23 protein-coding genes are annotated in these 24283 nt (G+C 67.9%); 9 read left to right on the plus strand and 14 right to left on the minus strand.

The features are described 5' to 3' along the window. Positions 1-168: 168 nt before the first annotated feature. Positions 169-1176: a type I glyceraldehyde-3-phosphate dehydrogenase gene (locus B6K69_RS13215; protein ID WP_108644106.1), complete on the plus strand. Its 1008-nt coding sequence runs from the start codon at positions 169-171 to the stop codon at positions 1174-1176. A gap of 64 nt (positions 1177-1240) precedes the next feature. On the opposite strand, the gene B6K69_RS13220 is transcribed toward B6K69_RS13215, so the two are convergent. The 3 genes from B6K69_RS13220 to deoC all read right to left on the minus strand — a co-directional run bounded on the left by B6K69_RS13220 (position 1241) and on the right by deoC (position 5552). Continuing rightward, the gene (locus B6K69_RS13220) at positions 1241-2008 is read right to left on the minus strand and encodes a potassium channel family protein (protein WP_206340518.1); all 768 of its coding nucleotides are present in this window, start codon (positions 2006-2008) and stop codon (positions 1241-1243) included. Beyond that, positions 2005-4344, minus strand: a complete 2340-nt coding sequence (locus B6K69_RS13225; RefSeq protein WP_108644107.1) for an aldehyde dehydrogenase family protein — start codon at positions 4342-4344, stop codon at positions 2005-2007. Before B6K69_RS13225 ends, B6K69_RS13220 begins: the two co-directional genes overlap by 4 nt. Positions 4345-4535: 191 nt before the next feature. Next, positions 4536-5552, minus strand: coding sequence for a deoxyribose-phosphate aldolase (gene deoC, locus B6K69_RS13230; RefSeq protein WP_108644108.1), 1017 nt, complete (start codon positions 5550-5552; stop codon positions 4536-4538). A 171-nt stretch (positions 5553-5723) separates the two neighbouring features. Here deoC and nhaD point away from each other — a divergent pair, with 171 nt between their 5' ends. Continuing rightward, complete coding sequence (gene nhaD / locus B6K69_RS13235; protein WP_108644109.1) at positions 5724-7028, plus strand: sodium:proton antiporter NhaD; 1305 nt, start codon at positions 5724-5726, stop codon at positions 7026-7028. Position 7029: 1 nt separating this feature from the next. Here the strand turns inward: nhaD and mnhG are convergent, their stop codons facing one another. From mnhG to B6K69_RS13285, 10 genes are all read right to left on the minus strand, one after another. Next, the gene (mnhG, locus tag B6K69_RS13240; RefSeq protein WP_228156735.1) at positions 7030-7428 is read right to left on the minus strand and encodes a monovalent cation/H(+) antiporter subunit G; all 399 of its coding nucleotides are present in this window, start codon (positions 7426-7428) and stop codon (positions 7030-7032) included. Next, positions 7425-7697 (minus strand): K+/H+ antiporter subunit F, encoded by a 273-nt coding sequence (locus B6K69_RS13245; protein ID WP_108644110.1) that lies wholly within the window; start codon positions 7695-7697, stop codon positions 7425-7427. Before B6K69_RS13245 ends, mnhG begins: the two co-directional genes overlap by 4 nt. Further along, on the minus strand, positions 7694-8185 hold the full coding sequence (locus tag B6K69_RS13250) for a Na+/H+ antiporter subunit E (RefSeq protein WP_108644111.1): 492 nt from the start codon (positions 8183-8185) through the stop codon (positions 7694-7696). Before B6K69_RS13250 ends, B6K69_RS13245 begins: the two co-directional genes overlap by 4 nt. Beyond that, positions 8182-9645 (minus strand): monovalent cation/H+ antiporter subunit D, encoded by a 1464-nt coding sequence (locus tag B6K69_RS13255; RefSeq protein WP_108644112.1) that lies wholly within the window; start codon positions 9643-9645, stop codon positions 8182-8184. Before B6K69_RS13255 ends, B6K69_RS13250 begins: the two co-directional genes overlap by 4 nt. After that, positions 9642-9995, minus strand: coding sequence for a Na+/H+ antiporter subunit C (locus B6K69_RS13260; protein WP_108644113.1), 354 nt, complete (start codon positions 9993-9995; stop codon positions 9642-9644). The genes B6K69_RS13255 and B6K69_RS13260 overlap by 4 nt, the downstream gene beginning before the upstream one ends. Continuing rightward, positions 9995-12790 carry a monovalent cation/H+ antiporter subunit A gene (locus B6K69_RS13265; protein ID WP_108644114.1) on the minus strand — a complete coding sequence of 932 codons (2796 nt, stop codon included), beginning with the start codon at positions 12788-12790 and terminating at the stop codon, positions 9995-9997. The genes B6K69_RS13260 and B6K69_RS13265 overlap by 1 nt, the downstream gene beginning before the upstream one ends. A gap of 117 nt (positions 12791-12907) precedes the next feature. Further along, positions 12908-13516, minus strand: a complete 609-nt coding sequence (locus B6K69_RS13270; RefSeq protein ID WP_108644115.1) for a nucleoside triphosphate hydrolase — start codon at positions 13514-13516, stop codon at positions 12908-12910. Continuing rightward, positions 13513-14283 (minus strand): ATP-binding cassette domain-containing protein, encoded by a 771-nt coding sequence (locus tag B6K69_RS13275; protein WP_108644116.1) that lies wholly within the window; start codon positions 14281-14283, stop codon positions 13513-13515. The genes B6K69_RS13270 and B6K69_RS13275 overlap by 4 nt, the downstream gene beginning before the upstream one ends. Before the next feature lie 13 nt (positions 14284-14296). Next, complete coding sequence (locus tag B6K69_RS13280; RefSeq protein ID WP_107673559.1) at positions 14297-15358, minus strand: ABC transporter permease; 1062 nt, start codon at positions 15356-15358, stop codon at positions 14297-14299. A 134-nt stretch (positions 15359-15492) separates the two neighbouring features. Further along, positions 15493-16515 (minus strand): sugar ABC transporter substrate-binding protein, encoded by a 1023-nt coding sequence (locus tag B6K69_RS13285; RefSeq protein ID WP_107673558.1) that lies wholly within the window; start codon positions 16513-16515, stop codon positions 15493-15495. A 285-nt stretch (positions 16516-16800) separates the two neighbouring features. Here B6K69_RS13285 and B6K69_RS13290 point away from each other — a divergent pair, with 285 nt between their 5' ends. Then, positions 16801-17949 (plus strand): ROK family transcriptional regulator, encoded by a 1149-nt coding sequence (locus tag B6K69_RS13290; protein WP_108644931.1) that lies wholly within the window; start codon positions 16801-16803, stop codon positions 17947-17949. A 1-nt stretch (position 17950) separates the two neighbouring features. On the opposite strand, the gene B6K69_RS13295 is transcribed toward B6K69_RS13290, so the two are convergent. Further along, a complete protein-coding gene (locus B6K69_RS13295; RefSeq protein ID WP_108644117.1) occupies positions 17951-18886 on the minus strand; it encodes a DMT family transporter in 936 nt (311 codons plus the stop codon). Between the two features lie 103 nt (positions 18887-18989). Between B6K69_RS13295 and ade the strand changes: the two genes are divergently transcribed. The 6 genes from ade to B6K69_RS13325 all read left to right on the plus strand — a co-directional run bounded on the left by ade (position 18990) and on the right by B6K69_RS13325 (position 24253). Next, positions 18990-20687 (plus strand): adenine deaminase, encoded by a 1698-nt coding sequence (ade, locus tag B6K69_RS13300; RefSeq protein ID WP_108644118.1) that lies wholly within the window; start codon positions 18990-18992, stop codon positions 20685-20687. Beyond that, positions 20684-21046 carry an arsenate reductase family protein gene (locus B6K69_RS13305; RefSeq protein ID WP_108644119.1) on the plus strand — a complete coding sequence of 121 codons (363 nt, stop codon included), beginning with the start codon at positions 20684-20686 and terminating at the stop codon, positions 21044-21046. Before ade ends, B6K69_RS13305 begins: the two co-directional genes overlap by 4 nt. Positions 21047-21184: 138 nt before the next feature. Next, positions 21185-21832, plus strand: coding sequence for a GDSL-type esterase/lipase family protein (locus B6K69_RS13310; RefSeq protein ID WP_108644120.1), 648 nt, complete (start codon positions 21185-21187; stop codon positions 21830-21832). Between the two features lie 103 nt (positions 21833-21935). Next, positions 21936-23060 carry an aromatic ring-hydroxylating oxygenase subunit alpha gene (locus B6K69_RS13315; protein WP_108644121.1) on the plus strand — a complete coding sequence of 375 codons (1125 nt, stop codon included), beginning with the start codon at positions 21936-21938 and terminating at the stop codon, positions 23058-23060. 44 nt (positions 23061-23104) lie between these two features. Further along, positions 23105-23518, plus strand: a complete 414-nt coding sequence (locus B6K69_RS13320) for a RidA family protein (protein ID WP_107673631.1) — start codon at positions 23105-23107, stop codon at positions 23516-23518. Positions 23519-23575: 57 nt separating this feature from the next. Next, a complete protein-coding gene (locus B6K69_RS13325; protein ID WP_108644122.1) occupies positions 23576-24253 on the plus strand; it encodes a DUF1028 domain-containing protein in 678 nt (225 codons plus the stop codon). Positions 24254-24283: the final 30 nt, after the last annotated feature.

A 24283-nucleotide genomic window follows, 5' to 3' on the forward strand; every position in this document is an offset into this window, starting at 1 on the left:
ATTGGCGGCTGAAACGGTGCGTTCGTTGCAATTCCGCCGGGGAAACGCCCGGGAAATCGGCAGCGTCCGCCCCTGCGGCGCCGCGGATCAGGCCGGCCGGCCCCGGTGATTCGCCCCGCGCAAGCGTTTGATCAAATTTTGCGACAGCCCTTGCCCGGCGCCGGGGCCATGGTCACTCTGCCCGCGGAAGTGGAGGTCGCGATGCAGGTTTTCCTTAACGGATTCGGACGGATCGGCCGGTCGGTGCTGCGTGCCTGGGCCCAGGCGCCCGAGCGTTGGCCGACGGTGCAGATCGTCGGGATCAATGACATCGCCGCACCCGAGATGTGCGCGCATCTCTTCGAATATGACAGCGTGTTCGGCCCCTGGCGCGGCACGGTGGCGCTGGACGGCGGGGCGCTGGTGGTGAACGGCCGGCCCATCCCGCTGCACCGGACGGCGGACCTGTCCAGCCTGAACCTGTCCGGCGTCGATCTGGTGCTGGAATGTACCGGCCGGGCCGAAGCGCGCGACGTGGCCGAACGCGGGCTTCGCGCCGGCGCGGAGCGGGTGCTGATCTCGGGCCCGTCCGGCGCGGCGGACGCCACCGTGGTTCTGGGCGCGAATGAGTCCGTGCTGGCGGGCCAGCGGATCGTGTCGAACGCAAGCTGCACCACCAATGCGCTGGCCCCGTTGGCGAAGCTGATCGACGAAGGCTGGGGCATCGTCACCGGCTCGATGACGACCGTGCACTGCTACACCGGCAGCCAGCCCACGGTGGATGCCCCGGCGGCCGATTTCGCCCGGTCGCGGGCGGCGGCCCTGTCGATGGTGCCCACCACCACCAGCGCGGCCCGGCTGCTCGATGGCGTGCTGCCGCAGGTGGCGGGCCGGCTGATCGCGCAGGCGGTGCGGGTGCCGGTCGCCAGCGTCTCTTGCGTCGATCTTCAGGTGATGACCGAACGCCCCGCCACCACGGAAGCGGTGAACGCCGCCTTCCGCGCCGCCGGCGGGGTGATCGGCTTCACCGACCGGCCGCTGGTCTCTACCGACCTGCGGGCGCGACCGGAATCCGTGGTCATGGCCTGCCCGGAAACCCGCCTCACCCCGCAAGGGATGCTGCGGGTCTTCGGCTGGTATGACAACGAATGGGGGTTTTCCAACCGGATGCTCGACATGGCTGCGCGGATGGCCTGACGCTGCCCCTTTCATCTGTCCTCAAATATCCCGGGGGGGCGGGGGCAGCGCCCCCGCAGCGGTGTCAGTCCGCCCCGTCGTCTGGAATGTTGAGGATGGTGCCGCAGGCCTTGCAATGCACGGCATCATGGTCGTGCCGGCGCAGGCCGCAGGTGGGGCAGGGGAAATGCGCCTTCTGCGGCCGCAGCACCACCTGCACAAGCCGCAGGAACAGCGAGATGCCGACGATCATGATCGCCACCGACAGCAGCTTGCCGCCCGTGCCCACAAGTGTCACATCGCCGAAGCCGGTGGTCGACAGCGTGGTGACGGTGAAATACAGCGCATCGACATAGTTCGCGATCTTGTCGTTCACGCCGCTTTGCGTCTGATAGACCAGCGCCGTCATCGCGAACAGGAAGATCAGCAGGTTCGCCCCGGCCAGCAGCGCCTGTTCGTTGCGGCGGAACCCCGGAATGTCGTCGCGCAACTGGTCCAGCGTCTGCGGCGAGTGGAACACCCGGAACAGCCGGATCACCCGCAGGAAGGCCAGCCCTTCGCCCCAAAGCGGAAACAGCAACGAGACGATCACCAGCACATCGGCCAGCGTCCACAGGCTGAACAGCTCATGCGCGGGGCGGCGCGCGATCCACAGCCGCGCCAGAAGGTCGGCCAGGAACACCAGCCCGATGGCGATGTCGATCGCCACCGTATGCGCCCCCCGCAGCAGGAACGAGGCCGCCACAAGATAGGCCACGGTCAGCAGGTCGAACGCCAGCAACCCATAGCGGAAGCGGTCGCCGGCCTCGCCTTCGCCCTCGTACAGATCGCGCAGGCGGGTTCGCAGCGTCATTCGCCGTAGGGCACCCAGACCGTCTTGACCTCGGTCGCGCGGGCCAGGAATTCGCGGCCCTCGCCCTCCGCCGTCCTCCAGTCGCGCGCCAGCCCGTTGTTGACCCAGGTCCGCTTCAGGTTGCCGGCACTTTCCCGCTCGATCATCGCCGACAGCGGCGCCGCCGCGAAGGACCACAGCGCATCCACGTCGCGGTGGCTGGCCAGCGCCCTAGCCAGTTCGTCCGGCGCGCCGGTGACGATGTTCACCACGCCCGCCGGCACGTCCGAGGTTTCCAGCACCTGATAGAAATCGGTCGCGGCCAGCGGGAACGGGTCAGACGGCACCAGAACGCAGGTGTTGCCCATGGCGATGGCCGGGCCCATCAGCGACACCAGCCCCAGAAGCGGCGCCTCGTCCGGGCAAAGCGCGCCAATCACGCCAACGGGTTCGTGCAGCGCCAGCGCAATGCCGCGCATCGGCACCGGTTTGGCCGCGCCTTCGTATTTGTCCGCCCAGGCGGCCCAGGTGAACAGCCGGGTGATGGTGGCCTCGACCTCGGCCTCGCCGGGCTTGCCGGTCAGGTCGCGCAGGCGGGCGGCGAATTCCGCCCCACGCGCCGACAGGTTTTCCGCCAGATAAAACAGGATCTGCGCGCGGTTGTGGCCCGTCGCCTTGCCCCAGCCCCTGGCCGCATGGGCCGCTTCGACCGCATTCCGAATGTCCTTGCGGTTGCCCAGGCCGACATGCCCCAGAAGCCGCCCCTTGGGCGACCAGATCGCGCGGGAATAGCCGCCGTCGGGCCGGGCCTGCTTGCCGCCAATGAACAGCTTGGCGGTGCGGTCCATGGCCGGTACCTCGGGGCTGGCCGGCTCGGGGAAGGCGGCCAGTGGTTTCAGCGGCCTCGGGCTGCGGGCAGGCTTCTGGTAGGCCGCCAGCCCCTCCCACCCGCCTTCGCGGCCAAAGCCGCTTTCGCGTACCCCGCCAAAGCCGGCGGCGGCATCGAACAGGTTGGTGGCGTTCACCCACACCACCCCGGCCTTCAGCTTGGGTGCCATGTCCAGCGCCAGGTTGACGTTTTCGGTCCAGACACTGGCGGCCAGCCCGAAGCGGGTGTTGTTCGCCAGCTCCACCGCCTCGGCCGGGGTGCGGAAGGTCATGCTGACCAGCACCGGGCCGAAGATTTCTTCCTGCATCAGCGGCGAGGATGTGGTCAGCCCGGTGATCAGCGTCGGCGGGTAGAAACAGCCCTGCGGCAGCGGCGTGGCAGCGCGGTAGATCTGGCCTTCGCTACCGTCCACCAGGCGGGTGATGGTCTCCAGTTGCACCGGGTCGGCAATCGCGCCCATGTCGATGCACTTGTCCAGCGGATCGCCCAGACGCAGCCCGTCCATCCGGCGCTTCAGCTTGGCGTGGAAGCGGTCCGCCACGCCTTCCTGCACCAGAAGGCGCGACCCGGCACAGCAGACCTGCCCCTGATTGAACCAGATCGCATCGACCAGCCCTTCGACGGCGCTGTCCAGATCGGCATCGTCGAACACGATGTAGGGCGACTTGCCACCCAGCTCCAGCGTCAGCGCCTTGCCCTGCCCGGCGGTGGCCTCGCGGATGCGCTTGCCGACCGTGGTCGATCCGGTAAAGGCCACCTTGGCCACGCCCGGATGGGCCACCAGCGCCGCGCCGGTTTCCCCATCGCCGGTGACGATGTTCAGCACCCCCTTGGGCAACCCGGCCTCGCGGCTGATCTCGGCGAACAGCAGCGCGGTCAGCGGGGTGTATTCGGCGGGTTTCAGCACCACCGTATTGCCGGCCGCCAGCGCCGGCGCCACCTTCCAGGCCAGCATCAGCAGCGGAAAGTTCCACGGGATCACCGCCGCGCAAACCCCCAGCGGCTGCATCCCCGGCCGCTCGGTTTCCAGCAACTGGGCAAGGCCCGCGTGATAGGTGAAATGCCGCGCGACCAGCGGAATGTCGATGTCGCGGCTTTCCCGGATCGGCTTGCCGTTGTCCATCGTCTCCAGCACGGCGAACAGGCGGCTGTGCTTCTGCACCAGCCGCGCCAGCGCATAAAGCACGCGCGCCCGCTGCGGCCCCGGCGTGGTCGACCATTTCGGAAAGGCCCGCGCGGCGGCGGCCACGGCTTTGGCGACCGTCGCCTCCGATCCCTGCGAGACGGTGGCCAGCACCGCGCCATTGGCGGGGTTGCGCGTCTCGAACGGGGCCTCGGGCGCGGTGAAGGCGCCGTTGATGAAATGGCCGAAGCCGGCCTTGTGCTTCGCCAGCCAGGCCAGCGCCTCGGCATTGCTTTCGGGGGCGGGGCCATAGGCCATGGAGTCGAAGATTTCCTTGATCGTCATTCCGTCATCTCCAGTCGTGCCAGACCCCGGGCGGGATCGCCCGGCCCCGGCCTGCGCCTCCGGCGGGGATATTTCTGTTCTGAAAGACGCAGCGCCGGGCTTCTTTCAGAACGAAAATATCCCGGGGTGAGCGGCGAAGCCGCGAGGGCAGCGCCCCTGTCTTCTGCGTCCTCCGGCCTTGCGGGGCCATGTCAGGCCAGCGCATGGCGGTAGCCGGCGGAATAGGCGCCGGTCAGGTGGTGCTCCAACTGCCGCTCGATGTCGCCCAGCAGGGACGAGGCGCCGAAGCGCATCAGGTCGGGTTGCAGCCAGGGCGCACCCAGTTCGTCCTTCATCAGGGCCAGATACAGAAGCGCATCCTTGGCCTTGGAAATGCCGCCCGCCGGCTTGTAGCCGACCTTGTGGCCGGTGCGGTCCTGATAGTCGCGGATGGCGCGGATCATCGTCAGCGTGACCGGAAGGGTGGCGTTCACCGCCTCTTTCCCGGTCGAGGTCTTGATGAAATCGGCCCCCGCCATCATGCAGACCAGCGAGGCGCGGGCGACATTGCGCAGCGTCTGCAATTCGCCGGTGGCCAGGATCGCCTTGACATGCGCCTCGCCGCAGGCGGCGCGCATCTCGCGCATCTCGTCATACAGCGCCTGCCAGTTGCCGGTCAGCACATGGCGGCGCGAAATCACGATGTCGATCTCTTTCGCGCCCGCCTTCACGCTTTCGCCGATTTCGGCGATGCGCAGGCGCCAGGGCGACAGGCCGGCGGGAAAGCCGGTCGAAACGGCGGCGACGGGGATGCGCGTGCCCTCAAGGCAGCGCACGGCGGTTTCCACCATGTCATGGTAGACGCAGACCGCGCCCACCGTCAGGCCGGTCATCCCCAGGGCGTCCAGCATGTCGGGGCGCACCGGCTGGCGGGCCTTGGCGCAGAGCCGTTCCACCCGGCCGGGGGTATCGTCGCCCGACAACGTGGTCAGGTCGATCAGCGAGATCGCCTTCAAAAGCCAGGCCGCCTGCCAGTCCTTCTTGACCGACCGCCGCCCGCCCAGCGTGGCGCAGCGCCGTTCGATGGCCGAGGTATTGGCCTGCACGCCGGCCACCCAGTCCAGATCCAGCGCCATGCCCGGATTGCGGGCATGGGCAAGCTGCGGCAGAAGGCCGGTCGCGGCCGTTTCAGGGGAAAGCGTGGTCAACCGGGGGTCCTCCGCCCGCATAAGCGCGGCGCCGACGATGCCATGACGGCCCGGCGGCTGGCAAGCGGATTGGCGGTTTGTTTTGACCATATGGTCAGGTTTCCGCCGCCGCTTGACGGTGCCCCGCGAAAGGTGCCTTGTCTGGCCGCGACGGCGCCCGCGCAAGACGGGCCGTGAGGGGTTCGCGACATCATGCCTGAGATTGATCTGACAACGCACTGGGCGGGCATCGCCTCGGTGATCATTTTCGTGGCCGCCTATCTGCTGGTGGTCTTCGAAGAATCCACCCACATGCGGAAATCCAAGCCGGTCATGCTGGCGGCGGGGCTGATCTGGGCTCTGATCGGCCTAGCCTTCCTGGGCATGGGCGATACCGAAAGCGCCGGCCGCCACGCGCGCGAGATCATCGAGGAATATGGCGAGCTGTTCCTGTTCCTGCTGGTGGCCATCACCTACGTCAACACCATGGAGGAACGCCGCACCTTCGACGTGCTGCGCGCCTGGCTGATCGGCCGGGGCCTGGGCTACCGGCCGCTGTTCCTGCTGACCGGCGTGCTGGCCTTCTTCCTGTCCTCGGTGCTGGACAACCTGACGACGGCGCTGGTCATCGGCACCGTGGTCATGGCGCTGGGGCGGGACAATCCGCGCTTCGTCACGCTGGGCTGCATCTCGACCGTGGTCGCCTCGAACGCCGGGGGCGCGTTCAGCCCCTTCGGAGACATCACCACGCTGATGGTCTGGCAGGCCGAAAAGCTCAGCTTCTTCGAGTTCTTCGATCTGTTCCTGCCCTCGGCGGTGAACTGGGCGGTGCCGGCGGCGATCCTGTATTTCGCCATCCCGAACGAAAAGCCCCCCGCCGTGACCGACCGCGCCAAGGCCAAGCCCGGCATGTGGGGCGTGGTGGCGCTGTTCGGCCTGACCATCGCCATTGCCGTCAGCTTCAAGAACTTTCTCCACCTGCCGCCCGCGCTGGGCATGATGCTGGGGCTGGGGCTGTTGCAGATGTTCTCCTACTGGCTGCGGCTGACCGGCCAGCGCCGCAACGACGAAGAGTTCGTGCTGGACAGTTTCAAGGAAGTGCAGCGCGTGGAATGGGACACGCTGCTCTTCTTCTTCGGCATCATCTTTGCCGTCGGCGGGCTGGGGGTGCTGGGCTATCTTTCGCTGGCCTCGGACCTGTTGTTCACCGACCTGGGTCCGACAACCGCGAACGTCATCCTGGGCGTGCTGTCGGCCATCATCGACAACATTCCGCTGATGTTCGCCGTGCTGACGATGGACCCGTCGATGTCCGACGGCGAATGGCTGCTGATCACGCTGACCTGCGGCACCGGCGGGTCGCTGCTGTCGATCGGCTCGGCGGCGGGGGTGGCGCTGATGGGGCAGGCGCGCGGCGTCTATACCTTCGGCGCGCATCTGAAATGGAGCTGGGCGGTGGCGCTGGGCTATCTTGCGTCCATCGGCGTTCACCTGCTGCTGAACGCCGCGCTGTTCTAGCCTATCGCGGCGGCTTGTCGCCGGTCCGCCCGGCGGGATCGGCGGCATCGGCCCCGTGAAACACCGCCCAGTCGCCGCTGACCGGCGGCGGCAGGCTGTCCTTTGGCACCCGCTGCCACAGATGCACCCGTGCCAGCCACAGCGCCGACAGGGGCGCGGTCACGAACAGGAACACCGCCACCAGCGCCTCTTGCAGCGAGATGACGCCATCGGTCAGCGTCAGGCCCAGCCCCGACGCGACCAGCGCCGCGCCGACGCCCACAGTGGTGGCCTTGGTCGGCGCATGAAGGCGCTGCATCGGGTCTGGCAGGCGCAGCAGGCCCCAGCTTCCGATCAGCGCGAAGATCCCGCCTCCCACCAGCATGGCCGCAAGGCCCCATTCCAGCAGCATCAGGATCATTCGATGATGCTCCCGCGCAGGATGTGCTTGGCAAAGGCCACGGTGGCGACAAAGCCGGTCATCGCCAGCAGCATCGTCACCTCGAACAGGATCGAGGTTCCCATCCAGGCACCATAAAGCGTGATCAGCGCGATCACGTTCACCGTCATCGTATCCACGGCCAGGATGCGGTCGGCCATGGTGGGGGCGCTGGCGATGCGCCACAGGTTCATCAGCAGCGCCAGCGAAAAGCATCCCATGGCAAAGGTCAGGGCATATCCGAGGATCATCCGAAAATCCTTTTCAGCCGGGCTTCGTATCGGGTCTTGATGTCGTCGCGCACGGCGTCGGGGTCGGGGGCGTGCAGCGCGTGGATCAGCAGTGTGCGCCCGTCGGCGGCCCAGTCGGCGGTCACGGTGCCGGGGGTCATGGTGATGGTTCCGGCCAGGATGGAAATCGCCTCGGGCGCGGTCAGATCCACCGGCACGGCAATGAAGGTTGACCGGATGCGATCCTTCGGCAGGAACAGGATCACCCGCGCCACCTGGAAATTGGCAACGATCACATCCCACAGCACCAGCACCGCATAGGGCACCAGCAGCCAGGGCCGCGCCACGCGCGGCCGGTCCGGCCACCAGGGCCGGGTGATCAGCGGCACGGTGATGCCCAGAACCAGCGCCACGATCAGGCTGCCGACCGTCCAGCTATTGGCCAGCACCAGCCAGAACAGCGCCAGAAAGACCGACAGGCCCGGATGCGGAATCAGGCGGCGGATCATGGCACGGCCCCCAGCGTATTGGCGGCGATGATCGCGGCCGGGTTCAGCAGGCCGGCCACGATGCCATCCAGATGCGCCCTGATCGGGGCGGCCCAGACCGTCATCCCGATCAGCGTCACGGTCAGCCATAGCGGCCCGACCAGTTCCCCCGCACTCAGCCGGGGGGCAGGGGCATCGTCCGCCTTCCAGAACAGCCTTGATCCGCAGCGCGACAGCCCCAGCACCAGCAGGAACGAAGTGCCCAGCACCGCCGACCAGATCAGCGCGGCATGGTCCGCCGTGGCCTGCATCACGAACAGCTTGCCGATGAAGCCCGACAGCGGCGGCAGACCGGCCACCGCAACCGCGGCAATCAGGAACAGCGCGGCCAGCCCGCCCGGCAGCCGCGCGCCGCGTTTGCGGGCGGTCACCAGGTCGGACACCAGAAACAGCAGCGCCCCGGCAAAGGTGGAATGGGCGATGTAATACAGCGCCGCGCCAAGGCCGGGCGCGGTAAAGCCCGCGATGGCGACAAAGGCCGTGCCCATCGAGGCAATCGCCGCATAACCCGCCACCCGCGCCACCCCGCGCGACGCCAGCACCCCCAGCCCGCCCACCGCCATGGTCAGCACCGCCGCCGGCAGGATCAGGTCAGACAGGATGTCGCCGGTGGCGGCATTGCCGGGCGGAAACACCAGCGTGCCAAAGCGGATGGCGGCATAGGCGCCAACCTTGGTCATCACCGCAAACAGCGCCGCCACCACACCCGGCGCATTGGCATAAGTGCCGGGCAGCCAGACCTGCAACGGCACCAGCGCGCCCTTGACCGCAAAGACCATCAGCAAAAGCACCGCCGCCAGCCGCATCAGCGCCTGATCGCCCGGCGGCAACTCGGCCAGCTTCACCGCCAGATCGGCCATGTTCAGCGTGCCCATCACCGCATAGACGGTGGCCAGCGCGAACAGGAACAGCGTCGATCCCACCAGATTGACCGCGATATAGGCAATGCCGGCGCGGTAACGCCCGGCCCCGCCGCCATGCACCATCAGCCCGTAAGACGCGATCAGCAGCACTTCGAAGAACACGAACAGGTTGAAGGCGTCGCCGGTCAGGAAGGCGCCGTTCAGCCCCATCACCTGAAACAGCCAAAGCGCGTGGAAATGCGGCCCCTTCCGGTCGCGCCCGGTGGTCACGGCCTGCACCAGAACCGTCAGGGCCAGCCCCGCCGTCAGCAGCAGCATCAAGGCCGACAGCCCGTCCAGCACCAGCACGATGCCAAAGGGCGCGGGCCAGTTGCCCAGCCGGTAAACCTGCGGGTCGCCGGTCGTGGCCACCGCCCAGATCGCCAGCGCCAGCAGCGCGCCCGTTCCCGCCAGCGAAATGCCGCGCGCCAGCGCAAGGTTTCGCCGCGCGAACAGCAGCGCCAGCCCGGCCAGCGCCGCCGGCAGCACCACGGGGGCAATGATCCAGTCGCCGGTCATTGCGTCTTCTCCGGCCGGTTGCCGGGCCCGTCGCTGCCGCCATCCACCCGGTCATCGCCGCCTTCGAACCTGGCGCCCAGCGACATCATCACGATGACGGCGGTCATGCCGAAGGAAATCACGATGGCGGTCAGCACCAGCGCCTGCGGCAGCGGGTCTGCCGGCGTGTCGGTCGTGCCGACGATGGGCGCCGCCCCGCTGCGCAGCCGCCCCGAGATGAACAGGAACAGGTTGACCGCATAGGAAATGAAGGTCAGCCCCAGGATCATCGGAAAGCTGCGCAGCCGCAGCATCAGATAGACCCCGGTAAAGGTCAGCGCCCCGATGGCAATGGCGAACAGGGCCTCCATCAGCCACCCCTCCTTTCGCGGTCGGGCGTGTGCTGGGCCAGCCGCGACAGCGTGGCAATCGCCAGCAGAACCGCGCCCAGCACGCAGAAGAACACGCCCAGATCGAACAGCGCCGCGGTGGCCAGCTCGAACTTCTCGATCCCCGGCAGTTTCACATAGGTATAGCCCGAGGTCAGGAACGGCAGGCCGAACACCCAGGCCCCGGCCCCCGTGGCCGTGGCGACCAGCACGCCCGCCCCGATCAGCGCATGGCTGTCGAACCGCCGGCGGCGCGACGACCACACATAGCCCGAGGCCAGGTATTGCAGCAGCAGCGCAATGGCGAAGACCAGCCCGGCGACAAAGCCGCCCCCCGGCAGGTTGTGCCCGCGCAGGAACAGATACACCCCCACCATCAGCGCCATCGGCAGCAGGAAGCGCAGGCCGATCGCCGTCATCACCGGATGCGGATCGCCCGCATTGCCGCCGGTGTCCAGCGCGGCCAGCCGCGCGGTGGCGCTGCGGCTGGCCAGCAGCGTTTCGGCCAGCGCAAAGATCACCAGCGCGGCGATGCCCAGCACGATGATCTCGCCATAGGTGTCGTAGCCGCGGAAATCGACGATGATCGTGTTCACCGCATTGGTGCCGCCCGCGCCCGGCTTGGACTGCGCCCAGTGAAAGGCGGAAATCGGCGCAAAGGCCGCCTCGCGCGTCATCAGCGCAAAGGCCAGCGCCCCGGTGCCCACCCCGGCCAGCGCGGCCAGCCCCAGATCGCGCGCGCGGCGCAGCCGGCTGCTTTCCACCGGGGTCTGGCGCGGCAGGAAGTTCAGCGCCAGCAGCATCAGCAGGATCGCCACCACCTCGACCGCGATCTGCGTCAGCGCCAGATCGGGGGCCGAGGCCCAGGCGAAGGCCGCCGCCAGCAGCAGTCCGACGATCCCGGTCAACAGCAACGCCAGCAGGCGGTTGCGGTGCAGCGCGGCCACCGCCAGCGTGGCCGCCATCAGGACGGCCCAGATCACCATCGGCGCGGCCTCAAGCGGCAGCATCGCGCGGGTGCCGGGGCTGTGGCTGCCCGTCAGGAAGGCCCAGGCCCCGCCCGCCAGCAGCGCCGCCGTGGTGATCGCCAGCGCCCGCGGCAGGCCGCCGCCGTGCAGCGCGTCTGTCACCATGCGGGCCAGCGACACCAGCCCCGACAGCGTGGCATCGAACATCGCCTTCGCCTCGGGGCGCGGGGCGGCATCCCACAGCGCCCGCAGGCGCGGCCAGCCGCCCAGCACCATCAGGCCGCCGCCCACCGCCGCCAGCGACAGCCACAGCGCCGGCGGTTCCAGCCCGTGCCACAGCGCCAGATGGGCATGGACCGGCCCGCCCGTCACCGCGCTGGCCGCCGCATCGACAAAGGGCCCGAAGGTCGCCATCGGCAGCAGGCCCGAGGCGATGACGATCCCCACCAGCACCGCCGGCGCCGCCCAAAGGCCGGGGCCGGGGTCATGCGGCGGATGCGCCAGCGCCTTTCGCGGCTGGCCCAGGAAGGTATGCGCCAGAAAACGCAGCGAATAGGCCACCGAGAACATCGCCCCGATGGTCGCCAGCGCCGCCACCAGCAGCCCGCTTGCCGCCGCCTCGGTCAGCATCGCCTCTTTCGACAGAAAGCCGTTCAGCGGCGGTATCCCCGCCATCGACAGCGCGGCCACCGCGGCCAGCGCAAAGGTCACCGGCATCGCGCGGGCCAGGCCGCCCAGCCGCCGGATGTCGCGGGTATGCGCGGCGTGATCGACGATCCCCGCCACCATGAACAGCGCCGCCTTGAAGCTGGCATGGGCCAGGATGTGCAGCATCGCCGCCGTGGCCGCCGCCTTGGTGCCAAGCCCCAGCAGAAAGGTGATCAGCCCCAGATGGCTGACCGTGGAAAAGGCCAGCAGCGCCTTCAGGTCGTCCTTGAAAAAGGCGATCTTGGCGCCGACCAGCATGGTCACCAGCCCGGCGGTGGCGACAATCGCCGTCCATTCCGGCGTGCCCGCCAGCGCCGGCCACAGCCGCGCCATCAGGTAAAGCCCGGCCTTTACCATGGTGGCAGAATGAAGATAGGCCGACACCGGCGTCGGCGCGGCCATGGCATGGGGCAGCCAGAAATGGAACGGGAACTGGGCCGATTTGGTGAAGGCCCCGATCAGGATCAGCACCAGCGCGGGCAGATACAGCGGGCTTGCCTTGATCTCGGCCCCGCGGGCGACGATTTCGGAAATCTCGTAAGACCCGGCGATCTGGCCCAGGATCATCATCCCGGCAATCATTGCCAGCCCGCCGCCGCCCGTCACCGCCAGCGCCATCCGCGCGCCCTGCCGGCCTTCGGGCCGGTCCTGCCACCAGCCGATCAACAGGAAGGACGACAGCGAGGTCAGTTCCCAGAACACCAGCAGCATCAGGATGTTGTCGGTCAGCACCACCCCGGTCATCGCGCCCTGGAACATCAGAAGCGTGGACAGGAACCGCCCCACATCCTCATCCTCGGCCAGGTAGAACCGGGCATACAGGATGATCAGCGCCCCGATCCCCAGGATCAGCCCGGCGAACATCAGCGACAGCCCGTCCAGCCGGAAACTGGCGGCCAGCCCCAGCGAGGGCACCCAGTCCAGATGCGCCGTGACTGCCCCGCCGGCCAGCACCGTCGGGGCATGGGACAGCAGCCCCGCCAGCGCGGCCAGTGTCACGGCCCCCGCCGCCAGCGCCGCCGCCGACCGGCCCGCCCGCGCGGCAATGGCAGGCAAAAGCGCGCCAAGGAACGGAAGCGCGGCGATCAGGGCAGGGGACATGCGGGCGGTGTTCCTCGTCGTGGCGTGGCGGGCGGCTGTCGCGCGCGTCGCGGCGGGTTTCGCCTCAACTTGGGCACATCGCGGGGGGTGTCAAGGGTTTGCGGCCCGAAAACCGCGTCAGAAGCCCCGAAGAACAATCTCGGCCGGGCGGGACTCGCGGATCACGGTCAGCGCATTCGGCAGGTCGTTCGACGCGATCCAGTCGCGCGCGGCCGCGTCGTCCTTGCCGTGGTCGCGCCAGCGCGCGGTCAGACGGCGCACCAGTTCAACCTCGGGCACGTCAAGGAACACCGTCAGGTCGAACAGCGCCGGCAGCGCGTTCCACGGCGCCTGATCCAGCAGCAGATAATTGCCCTCGACAATCAGGATGCGGTCGTCCGGCCCCACCACATCGGCCGCCGCGCGCGACAGTTCCATGCTGCGGTCAAAGATCGGGATGGCCACCTCATCCTCGGTCCGCAGGCGGCGGATCAGGTGAACGAAGCCCGCGGCATCAAAGGTGGGCGGCGATCCCTTGCGCGCCCGCAGGCCGCGCGCGGTCAGCACCGCGTCGTCATAATGGAAACCGTCCATCGGCACCACGCGGGCGCCCGGCGACAGGTCGGTCGCCAGCCGGGCCGCCAGCGTCGATTTTCCGCTGGCCGGCGGCCCGGCCAGCGCCACCAGAAACCGCCCAGGCCCATCGGCGCGGGCGCGGATCAGTTTTGTCAGCCCGTCTGGCGTCATGCCATCACATGCTCGGGCACCTTGGCGCCGGTCATGAAGGCCACCGCGTCGGACATGGTGTATTCCTTGGGGTCGATCACGCACAGCCGCTTGCCCAGGCGGTGAATGTGGATGCGGTCGGCCACCTCGAACACATGCGGCATGTTGTGGCTGATCAGAATTATCGGAAGCCCGCGCTTCTTCACATCCAGGATCAACTCCAGCACGCGGCGGCTTTCCTTGACCCCCAGCGCGGCGGTGGGTTCGTCCATGATCACCACCTTGGACCCGAAGGCCGCGGCCCGCGCCACGGCCACGCCCTGCCGCTGGCCGCCCGACAGCGTTTCCACCGCCTGGTTGATGTTCTGGATCGTCATCAGCCCCAGTTCCGACAGCTTCGCCCTGGCAAAAGCCTCCATCCGGGGGCGGTCAAGCTGGCGGAATACCTTGCCCATCACGCCCGGTTTGCGCAACTCGCGCCCCATGAACATGTTGTCGGCGATGGACAGCGCCGGTGACATGGCCAGCGTCTGATACACCGTCTCGATGCCGGCATCGCGGGCCTGCATCGGGTTGGTGAACTGGACGGGCTTGCCTTCCAGCATGATCTCGCCCTCGTCCGGGATCACGGCACCGCACAGCGCCTTGATCAGGGTCGACTTGCCGGCGCCGTTGTCGCCGATCACCGCCAGGATTTCGCCGGGGTACAGGTCGAAATCGGCATGGTCCAGCGCGGTCACGCGGCCATAACGCTTGACCAGCCCGCGTCCGGTGAGAATGGGTTCCATCTGTCGCTCTCCCTCAGCCCGAGACCTTGCGGATCCACTGGTCCACGGCAACCGCGCCGATGATCAGCCCACCCGTCAGCAGCACCTTCCATTGCGGATCGGCGTTCAGCATGTTCAGGCCCATGCTCATCACGCCCACGATCAGCGTGCCGAACAGCACCCCCAGAATCGAGCCGCGCCCGCCGAACAGCGAGATGCCCCCGATCACCGTCGCGGTGATGGCCTGAAGGTTGTAGTCGGTCGTCACCGTGGAAGGCGAGATCGACCCATTCCGCCCGATCGACACCCAGGCCGCCAGCCCTGCGATCAGCCCCGCCAGCGTATAGGTCTTCAGCAGGATGTTGTTGCTGCGGATACCAGCCAGGTCGGCGGCGTCGGAATCATCGCCCACGGCATAGATGTGGCGGCCGAAGGCGGTGTAGTTCAGCATGTACCACAGCGCGACATACAGCCCGATCATCGCCAGCACGCCCAGCGTGATCACCGCGCCGCCAATCTTGATCGGCGTGCCGAAGATGTGCAGCGCCCCGGTGATGGCGGTCAGGTCGGCTTCGCGCATCGTCTCGTTGGCGGAATAGATCAGGCAGATCGCCATCACGATGTTCCAGGTGCCCAGCGTCACGATGAACGGCGGCAGCTTCAGCCGCGACACCAGGAAGCCGTTCACGAAGCCCCAGAAGCCCGCCATTGCAAAGCCGGCCAGAATGGCCAGCGGCCAGGGCAGGCCATAGGACAGCACGGCGTTGCCCATGATGACGAAGGAAAAGACCATGATCACGCCGATGGCCAGGTCGATCCCCGCCGTCAGCACCACCAGCGTCTGCGCCGCGGCCAGGATGCCCACCACCGCGACCTGCTGCATGATCAGCGTCAGCGTATAGGCGGAAAAGAACCGCTCGCCCTTGGCAATGCCAAAGAACAGCACCAGCGCCACCAGCACGATCAGCGGCACCAGGGCCGGGTTGCCGTGCAGCATGTGCTGCAACTTCTTCAGCCCGCTTTTCGGCTCCTCGAACTGTGCGACGGTCGTCGCGCTGCCGGTCAGAACCTTCTCGAATTCCTGTGGCTGGCTCATCTTCCCCCCTTGTCCCCCGGCAAACCTGCCGACGCTTGCAACAAGGGCGGCCCCAGAAGGCCGCCCTCCTCCCCGAGCGGGATCATGCAGGGGCACCGGCCCCCGCACAAGATTTTCGGATCAGGCGGTCCGCCTCAGCCCCAGCACAACTCGGTGCCCTTGGCGGTATCGACCGAGGGCACGCCTTCGGCCGGCTTGTCGGTGACCAGGGTCACGCCGGTATCGAAGAAGTCCTTGCCCGGGGTCGGCTGCGGCTTCACGCCTTCGTCGGCCCATTTCTTGATCGCTTCCACGCCCAGAGCGGCCATCATCAGCGGGTATTGCTGCGAGGTGGCGCCGATCTGGCCGTCCTTCACCGCCGCCACGCCGGGGCAGCCGCCATCGACCGACACGATCAGCACGTCGTTCTCCTTGCCCACGGCCTTCAGCGCCTGATAGGCGCCCACGGCGGCGGGTTCGTTGATCGTGTGGATCACGTTGATGTCGGGGTCTTTCTGCAGAAGGTTCTCCATCGCCTTGCGGCCACCTTCCTCGTTCCCGTTGGTCACGTCATGGCCCACGATGCGCGGATCGTCCTCGTCGCCAATCTTGGCGGGGTCTTTCGGGTCGATGCCGAAGCCGATCATGAAGCCCTGGTCGCGCAGCACGTCCACCGTGGGCTGCGACGGCGTCAGGTCCAGAAAGCCCACCTTGGCATCCTTGGCCTTGTCGCCCAGCGTGGCGGCGGCCCAGGCCCCGATCAGCTTGCCGGCCTCAAGGTTGTCGGTGGCGAAGGTGGCGTCGGCGGCATCGGCCGGGTCAAGCGGCGTGTCCAGCGCGATCACCACCATGCCGGCGGCCTGCGCCTTCTTCACCTGATCGACGATCGCCTTGGTGTCCGAGGCGGCAATCAGGATGCCCTTGGCGCCATCGGCGATGCAGCTTTCAATCGCCGCAACCTGGCTGTCATGGTCGCCGTCCACCTTGCCGGCATAGGCTTTCAGCGTGACGCCCAGTTCCTTGGCCTTGGCCTCGGCGCCTTCCTTCATCTTCACGAAGAACGGGTTGGTGTCGGTCTTGGTGATCAGGCACGCGGTCACGCCATCGGCCAGCGCCGGCGCCGCCGACAGCAGCGCAACAGTGGCCGCGCCCATCAGGGCCTTGGTGGTGAATTTCATCTGCTTCCTCCCACGGAAGGGGGGCAGGCGCCCCCCGTTTCGATTCCTGGCGCAGCCCGTCTCTCCCGCTGCGACGGGCACAGGAAAGCCGATTCCCGGCCTTGCGTCAAGATAATTAAATCACTCTGATTTATTATTGACAGATTGCCCGTTTCTTCCGCACTCTGGTCAGACCCCGCGCACCGGCGGGGATTGGGGGGAAACGTGAGATACGCCGTCGACACCGCCGCCGACCTGCGACCCGTGCCGGATGAGGCGGGTCTGCGCGGCACCAACCAGTCAGGGATGCGGGCGCATAACGAACGCCTGGTCCTCAGCCTGGTGCGCCGGCATGAGGCGCTGGCGAAATCCGACATCGCCCGCATGACCGGGCTTTCGGCGCAAACCGTGTCGGTCATCATGCGGCAACTGGAACAGGACGGGCTGCTGACCCGGGGCGAACCGATCCGGGGCCGGGTGGGCCAGCCCTCGGTGCCCATGTCGCTGGCCGCCGGGGGGGCGTTCTTCTTCGGGCTCAAGGTCGGGCGCCGGTCGGCCGATCTGATCCTGATCGACTTTCTCGGTCGCATCCGCGCCGCCCGCCGCAAGACCTATCGCTACCCCACGCCCGATGCCGTGGTGGCCTTCGTGGCCGAGGCCGCGCCCGCCCTGGTGGCCCCGCTGGGCGCGGATGAACGCGCCCGCGTCACCGGCATGGGGGTGGCGATCCCGTTCCAGCTCTGGAACTGGGTCACCATCATCGGCGCCCCGCAACAGGCGATGGATGCCTGGCGCCACCGCGACATCGGCGCCGACCTGTCGGCCCTGCTGGGCCTGCCGGTGCATGTGCAGAACGATGCCACCTCGGCCTGCGGGGCCGAGCTGATCTTCGGCACCGGCGACCGGCCCAAGGATTTCCTGCATTTCTACCTGGGCACCTTCATCGGTGGCGGGCTGGTGATGAACGGCCAGCTTTTCCTGGGCCGCACCGGCAATGCCGCCGGCGTTGGCCCCATGCTGGTGCCCGGTCCCGATGGCCGCCTGCTTCGGCTGCTGGAAGTGGCCTCGCTGAACGTGCTGGCCGAAACGATGGAGGAGGCGGGCGAATCCAGCGACCATATCTGGGAACAGCACCAGCACTGGCAGGTGTCGCGCCCGCTGCTGGACCGCTGGCTTGCCAGCGCCGCGCAGGGCCTGGCCCATGCCACGCTGAACGCCGCCGCCCTGGTTGAAATCGAGGCCGTCATTCTGGATGGCTGGATGCCTGTCTCGGTGCGCGCCGAACTGGTGCAGGCCACCGAAGCGGCGTTCAAGGCGCTGGATCTGGCCGGCGTCGATCCGCCCGTAATCCGCGAAGGCACCGTGGGGGCCGATGCCCGCGCCCTTGGCGCGGCGGCCATTCCCCTGTCGCACCGCTATCTGATCGACCAGAACGCCCCCGTCCGGCAGGGGTAGCCTATCCCTGCGGGGTCATCGCCTTGCGCTGGCGGGCGCGTTCCAGCCCCAGCCGGCGTTCGCGCCAGATGATCAGGATGCCCGCCAGAATGACCAGCGTCGCCCCGCCCAGCATGGTCAGCGTCGGCACCTCGGCAAAGATGAAATAGCCGATCAGCAGCGCAAAGATCATCGAGGCATAGTCGAACGGCGCTACCAGCGAGGCATCCGCCTCGCGATAGCTGGAGGTCAGCAGGATCTGCCCCACACCCCCCAGCAGCCCCGAGGCGACAAGGAACGCCGTCTCGCCCGGGGTGGGCCAGACCCAGCCGAAGGGCAGGGTAGCCAGCGACAGCACGGTTGCGGTCACGGAAAACCAGAACACGATGGTCGGGGTCTTTTCGGTCTGCACCAGCTTCCGCACGAACACCTGCGCCAGGGCGGCAAAGACCGCGCTGGTCAGCACAAGGCTGGCGCCGAAGGCCTCGGCATGGCCGGTCTCGGCGCCGTGCAGCACTGAAAGCCGGGGGCTGAGCACGATCAGCACCCCCAGCAGCCCCAGCGCCACCGCCCCGATGCGGAAGGCGCGGACTTCCTCGCCCAGGAACATCGCGGCAAAGATCACCGTCAGCAGCGGCGCGGCATAGCCGATGGCCGTCACCTCGGGCAGCGGCAGATAGCCCAGGCTGGCAAAGCCAAGGCCCATGGCCACCGTCCCGGCAAAGCCGCGCCAGACATGGCCCAGCGGGTTGTCCGTCCGCAGCCCCGATGACAGCTCGCGCCGCCACAGCAGCCAGCCCACGATCACCGGAATGGCAAAGAACGACCGGAAGAACACCGCCTGCCCGCCGGGCACATGGGCCGAGGTCGTCTTGATCATCGCCGACATCACGATGAAGATCAGCACCGAGCCAAGTTTCAGCGCAATGCCGCGCAGCGGCCGGTCATGGGTGGGCATCGCGGTCTCCTTCCGGTTACGATGAATCACGCGGACCGCCGGGGCGCAATCCCTCTGGACGCCGCCTTGCCTTGCGGCTTTGCTGTCCGCCCGGAGGTGCCCCATGCAAGAACCGCTATCCCGCCTGATCGACCAGGGCCGTGGCCTGACCCCCGCCGACCTGGTGCTGAAGGGCGGCCGCGTCTTCGACCTGATCACCGGCGATCTGGTCGAAACCGACGTGGCGATCTGTGGTGACACCATCGTCGGTACGTTTGGCAGCTATACAGGCATACGCGAAACAGACGTTTCCGGTCAGGTGCTGGTGCCGGGTTTCATCGACACCCACCTGCATATCGAAAGCTCGCTCGTCACCCCGCATGAATTCGACCGCTGCGTCGGCCCGCGCGGCGTGACCACGGTGATCTGCGACCCGCATGAAATTGCCAATGTCTGCGGCCTGACCGGCATCCGGTACTTCCTTGATTCCGCAGCACAAACCCTGATCGACATCCGGGTTCAACTGTCCTCCTGCGTGCCCTCGACCCATATGGAAACCGCCGGGGCCCGGCTTGAGGCCGCCGATCTCCTGCCGCTGAAGGACCATCCGCAGGTCATCGGCCTGGCGGAATTCATGAATTTCCCCGGCGTTCTGATGAAAGACGAAGCCTGCCTCGCCAAGCTGCAGGCCTTCCGCGGCCGCCACATCGACGGCCACGCCCCCCTCCTCCGCGGGGCCGATCTGAACGGCTATATCGCCGCCGGCATCCGCACCGAGCATGAGGCGACCACGGCGGCCGAGGCGCTGGAAAAACTGCGCAAGGGGATGCGCGTCCTGATCCGGGAAGGCAGCGTTTCCAAGGACATGCACGCGCTGGCCCCGATCCTGACGGAACGCCATTCGCCCTATCTCTGCCTCTGCACCGATGACCGCAACCCGCTGGACATCGCCGAACATGGCCACCTGGATTACATGATCCGCAGCCTGATTGCGCTGGGCTGCCCGCCGCTTGCCGTCTATCGCGCCGCTAGCCTCTCGGCGGCCGAGGCCTTCGGACTCAAGGATCGCGGGCTGATCGCGCCGGGCAAGCGCGCCGACATCGCGGTGATCGACAGTCTGGAAACCTGCCACGCCAGCCGCGTCTTTGCCCGTGGGGTGGAACTGACCCCCGCCGCCTTTGCCGCAAGGCCGACCACCGCGCCCGTCGCCCGCGCCTCGGTCAAGGCGCCACGGGTGACGCCGCAGGATTTCCGCACCGGCGGCAACCGGGTGGAAACCCCCGTGATCGGCATCCTGCCCGGCAAGATCATCACGCCGCACCTGACCTTCGACATCCCGCCGGTCGATGGCGACAAGCGCCCCGATCTGGACCGCGATCTGGTGAAAATCGCGGTGATCGAACGCCATGGCCGCAACGGCAACCGCGCCACCGGCTTCGTGCAGGGCTTCGGGCTGAAACGCGGCGCCATCGCCTCGACCGTCTGCCATGACCATCACAACATCGCCGTCGTGGGCGCCGATTACGCCGACATGGCGCTGGCCGCCAACCGCCTGACCGAGATCGAGGGCGGGTTCGTCGTGGCCGAAGGCGGCAAGGTGCTGGCGGAACTGGCCCTTCCGGTGGCCGGGCTGATGAGCCTGCTGTCCTTCGAAGAGGTGCGCGATGCCCTCATCCCCCTGCGCGCCGCCGCCCACAGCCTTGGCGTCACGCTGGAGGAACCCTTCCTGCAACTGGCCTTCCTGGCCCTGCCGGTGATCCCGCATCTCAAGATCACCGATCACGGGCTGGTGGATGTCGATAGATTCGAGGTGATCCCATGACCGTCACGATCTGGCACAACCCGAACTGCGGCACCTCGCGCAAGGTGCTGGCCGCCCTGCGCGAGGCGGGGCTGACCCCGCAGGTGGTGGATGCACGCAAGCCGGGCTGGCGGGCGGAAGACCTGCGCAGGCTTTTCGCCGACGCCGGGCTGACCGCGCGGCAGGCGCTGCGCACCCGCGGCACGCCGGCGGAAGACATGGGCCTGACCGCGCCCGAGATGTCGGAACAGGGGCTGATCGAGGCCATGATCGTGCATCCGACGCTGGTGGAACGCCCCTTCGTTGCCACGCCCTGGGGCACCCGTCTGTGCCGCCCGGCCGGCACGGTGCAGGATCTGCTGGCGCTGCGGCCCCGGTAACAGCGGGCAACGGGGGCGCTGCCCCCCGCGCGCGTTCCGCGCCCCCCCCAGGGGTATTTGGCCAAGTGGAAAGGGCTTGGGGCCTTTCCCTGCCGCCAGACCCGGTTAAGCTGGGCGCCCGGCTGCATGAGGGACCACATGACACGCACCCTGCTTCTGTTTGGCGATTCCAACACCCATGGCACGATGCCGGTGGCATCGCTGGGCGATCAGGGCCGCTATGGCCCCGGCGAACGCTGGCCCGGCCGCCTGCGCGCCCTGCTGCCCGATTGGGAGGTGATTGCCGAGGGCCATCCCGGCCGCACCACGCTGCATGACGACCCGATCGAAGGCGCGCATCGCAACGGGCTGCGGGTGCTGCCCGCGCTTCTGGAATCGCATCGCCCGGTTGATGCGGTGGTGGTCATGCTGGGCACCAATGACCTGAAAGAGCGTTTTTCGGTCAATGCCGATGACATCGCCCTGTCGCTGGAACGGCTGGTCGGGGTGATCCGCACCTCGGGCGCAGGCCCGGGCGGGGCCGCCCCCGGTGTTCTGCTGATCGCGCCGCCGCCTGTTCTTGAGGTCGGCGTGCTGGCCGGGATGTTCCGGGGCGGGGCGGCGAAATCTCAGGTTCTGGGCGCACGCATCGCCGAGATGGCGCAGCGCATCGGCGTGCCCTGGCTGGATGCCGGAGCCATGGTTCGCGTCAGCCCGATCGACGGCGTTCACTATGGCCCCGAGGCGAACCCCGTGCTGGCCGAGGCGGTGGCCGCCGCCGTGCGCCGGCATTTCGCCCTTGCTTAGGAGCAACCTAATCACGGCTCTGCCACAACGTCCTTTTCCAAAACGTGAATCTGGGTGATTTCTTTCCTGTGTCCCCTGATCCCCGTTCGCAAAAGGCCGCCACATGACCGCCCATGACCCCGCCTTGCAGGAATTGCGTGCCAATGTCGCGCTGCCGTTCGAACGTGCGCAGGCCATGCCGAAATCGGTCTATACCTCGCCGGGATTTGCCGAGCTGGAAACCCGCCATATCTTTGCCGCCGAATGGCTGTGTGCGGGCCGGGCCGAGGCGCTGCCGAACCCCGGCGACTATCTGACGATGGAGATCGCGGGCGAGCCGGTCATCATCCTGCGCGACCGTGACGGCAGTTTGCGCGGCCTGTCGAACGTCTGCCGCCACCGGATGAGCACCCTGCTGCAAGGCCGCGGCAATGTGCGCAGCATCGTCTGCAGCTACCATGCCTGGACCTACAACCTGGATGGCAGCCTGCGCGGCGCCCCGGCGATGGCCCGGAACGAAAGTTTCTGCCGCGACCAGATTCGCCTGCCGGCGATCCGGGTGGAAAACTGGCGCGGTTGGATCATGGTCACGCTGAACCCCGACGCGCCGCCCCCGGCGGAAACGCTGGCCGCGGTGGACCGGCTGGTCGGCTATCTGCCGATGGAAACCTATTCCGAGGTCTTCCGCGAAGAGTTCGACTGGGACACCAACTGGAAGGTGCTGGCCGAGAACTTCATGGAAAGCTACCACCTGCCGGTCTGCCATGAGGCCACCATCGGCGGCACCTGCGACCTGAACCTGATGACCTGCCCTGAAGGCGATGCCGCCTTCAACCACCACTGGATCGTCAAGAACGATTCGCTGCCGCTGTCGCTGGCGCATCCGTCGAACACCGCCCTGCAAGGCGACGAACGCCGGATCACCTGGCTGCTGGCGATCTATCCCAGCCTGCTGATCACCCTGACGCCGGGCTATTTCTGGTATCTGTCGCTGACACCGAAAGGCCCCGGCCGGGTGCATGTGCTGTTCGGCGGCGGGATGAGCGCGGACTGGATCGCCGACCCCGAGGCGCCGGCGCATCTGGCGCAGTTGAAGACCCTGCTGGATGAGGTGAACCTGGAAGACAAGGGCTGTGTCGAGCGGGTCTATCGCGGCCTCTGCGCCGACCTGTCCGCGCCGGGCGCCCTGAGCCACCTGGAGCGCCCGAACTACGATTTCGCCCGCTGGATCGCCTCGCGGATGCCCTGAATCCGGGCCCGCAAGACGCCGCAAGACACCCCGAAAGGACCATGATGGCCCATATCCGCCACCGCAAGTTCAACACGAAAGACACCTACCCCGAGCAGAAGCTGGACAATGATCTGGCGCAGGCCGTGGTGGCCCGCGGGACCACCATCTTCCTGCGCGGCCAGTGCCCGCAGGATCTGGACACCGCCAGAAACATCGACAGCCATGATCCGGTCGAACAGACCCACAAGGTGATGCAGAACATCCGCCAACTGGTCGAGGAATGTGGCGGCCGGATGGAACATGTGACCAAGCTGGTGGTCTATCTGACCGATGTCCGCCACCGCGAAGCGGTCTATCGCACCATGGGCGACTATATCCGCGGCGTGCATCCGGTCTGTACCGGCCTGGTGGTGGTGGCCCTGGCCCGCCCCGAATGGCTGGTCGAGATCGACGCCACCGCCGTCATTCCCGATTGACCCTTCCGCCGCCGGGGGGCGAAGCGCCCCCGGCGGCCAGCCCCGGAAAGCTGCCGCATGACCTTTTCCCTGCTTGCCCGCTGCCCGACGACCGGCCGTTTCGGCATGGTGATCTCGTCCTCATCGCCGGCGGTTGCCGCGCGTTGCGCACATGCCCGCGCCGGGGTGGGGGTGGCGGCGACGCAGAACATCACCGATCCCGCCCTTGGGCCGCGCTTGCTGGATCTGATGCAGGCCGGGGCGACTGCGCCGCAGGCCATGGCGCAGGTGGTGGCCGAGGCGCCACATGTCGATTATCGCCAGCTTCTGTGCGTTGATGCGCAGGGCCGCACCGCTTGCCATTCCGGCGCGCAGACGCTGGGGGTCTGGGCGCTGGCCGAAGGGCCGGGGGTGGTGGCGGGGGGCAACCTGCTGGCCAACCCGACCGTGCCGCAGGCCATGGTTGCGGGCTTTGCCGCCGCCGCTGGCGATTTCGGGGACCGGCTGGTCGCCGCCTTGCAGGCCGGGGCCGCCGCCGGGGGCGAAGCGGGGCCTGTTCATTCCGCCGGGCTGCTGATCGTTGACCGCGAAAGCTGGCCGGTGGCCAGCCTGCGCGCCGACTGGTCCGATGCCGCCACGCCCATCGAAGAGGTTGCCCGCGCCTGGGCGGTTTATGCGCCGCAGATGGCGGCCTATGTCCAGCGCGCCCGTGACCCGCGCGCGGCGCCTTCGTACGGTGTGCCGGGCGACGAATAGGCTGTGACAAACGGGGTTTCCCGCCGCCCG

Source organism: Pseudogemmobacter blasticus (assembly GCF_003071405.1).
Classification (GTDB): domain Bacteria; phylum Pseudomonadota; class Alphaproteobacteria; order Rhodobacterales; family Rhodobacteraceae; genus Pseudogemmobacter; species Pseudogemmobacter blasticus.

Excerpts from the sequence above, each read along its gene's own strand:
- B6K69_RS13215 (WP_108644106.1), top strand. The coding sequence starts at position 169 with ATGGTCACTCTGCCCGCGGAAGTGGAGGTCGCGATGCAGGTTTTCCTT.
- B6K69_RS13220 (WP_206340518.1), bottom strand. The coding sequence starts at position 2,008 with ATGACGCTGCGAACCCGCCTGCGCGATCTGTACGAGGGCGAAGGCGAG.
- B6K69_RS13225 (WP_108644107.1), bottom strand. The coding sequence starts at position 4,344 with ATGACGATCAAGGAAATCTTCGACTCCATGGCCTATGGCCCCGCCCCC.
- deoC (WP_108644108.1), bottom strand. The coding sequence starts at position 5,552 with ATGCGGGCGGAGGACCCCCGGTTGACCACGCTTTCCCCTGAAACGGCC.
- nhaD (WP_108644109.1), top strand. The coding sequence starts at position 5,724 with ATGCCTGAGATTGATCTGACAACGCACTGGGCGGGCATCGCCTCGGTG.
- mnhG (WP_228156735.1), bottom strand. The coding sequence starts at position 7,428 with ATGATCCTGATGCTGCTGGAATGGGGCCTTGCGGCCATGCTGGTGGGA.
- B6K69_RS13245 (WP_108644110.1), bottom strand. The coding sequence starts at position 7,697 with ATGATCCTCGGATATGCCCTGACCTTTGCCATGGGATGCTTTTCGCTG.
- B6K69_RS13250 (WP_108644111.1), bottom strand. The coding sequence starts at position 8,185 with ATGATCCGCCGCCTGATTCCGCATCCGGGCCTGTCGGTCTTTCTGGCG.
- B6K69_RS13255 (WP_108644112.1), bottom strand. The coding sequence starts at position 9,645 with ATGACCGGCGACTGGATCATTGCCCCCGTGGTGCTGCCGGCGGCGCTG.
- B6K69_RS13260 (WP_108644113.1), bottom strand. The coding sequence starts at position 9,995 with ATGGAGGCCCTGTTCGCCATTGCCATCGGGGCGCTGACCTTTACCGGG.
- B6K69_RS13265 (WP_108644114.1), bottom strand. The coding sequence starts at position 12,790 with ATGTCCCCTGCCCTGATCGCCGCGCTTCCGTTCCTTGGCGCGCTTTTG.
- B6K69_RS13270 (WP_108644115.1), bottom strand. The coding sequence starts at position 13,516 with ATGACGCCAGACGGGCTGACAAAACTGATCCGCGCCCGCGCCGATGGG.
- B6K69_RS13275 (WP_108644116.1), bottom strand. The coding sequence starts at position 14,283 with ATGGAACCCATTCTCACCGGACGCGGGCTGGTCAAGCGTTATGGCCGC.
- B6K69_RS13280 (WP_107673559.1), bottom strand. The coding sequence starts at position 15,358 with ATGAGCCAGCCACAGGAATTCGAGAAGGTTCTGACCGGCAGCGCGACG.
- B6K69_RS13285 (WP_107673558.1), bottom strand. The coding sequence starts at position 16,515 with ATGAAATTCACCACCAAGGCCCTGATGGGCGCGGCCACTGTTGCGCTG.
- B6K69_RS13290 (WP_108644931.1), top strand. The coding sequence starts at position 16,801 with ATGCGGGCGCATAACGAACGCCTGGTCCTCAGCCTGGTGCGCCGGCAT.
- B6K69_RS13295 (WP_108644117.1), bottom strand. The coding sequence starts at position 18,886 with ATGCCCACCCATGACCGGCCGCTGCGCGGCATTGCGCTGAAACTTGGC.
- ade (WP_108644118.1), top strand. The coding sequence starts at position 18,990 with ATGCAAGAACCGCTATCCCGCCTGATCGACCAGGGCCGTGGCCTGACC.
- B6K69_RS13305 (WP_108644119.1), top strand. The coding sequence starts at position 20,684 with ATGACCGTCACGATCTGGCACAACCCGAACTGCGGCACCTCGCGCAAG.
- B6K69_RS13310 (WP_108644120.1), top strand. The coding sequence starts at position 21,185 with ATGACACGCACCCTGCTTCTGTTTGGCGATTCCAACACCCATGGCACG.
- B6K69_RS13315 (WP_108644121.1), top strand. The coding sequence starts at position 21,936 with ATGACCGCCCATGACCCCGCCTTGCAGGAATTGCGTGCCAATGTCGCG.
- B6K69_RS13320 (WP_107673631.1), top strand. The coding sequence starts at position 23,105 with ATGGCCCATATCCGCCACCGCAAGTTCAACACGAAAGACACCTACCCC.
- B6K69_RS13325 (WP_108644122.1), top strand. The coding sequence starts at position 23,576 with ATGACCTTTTCCCTGCTTGCCCGCTGCCCGACGACCGGCCGTTTCGGC.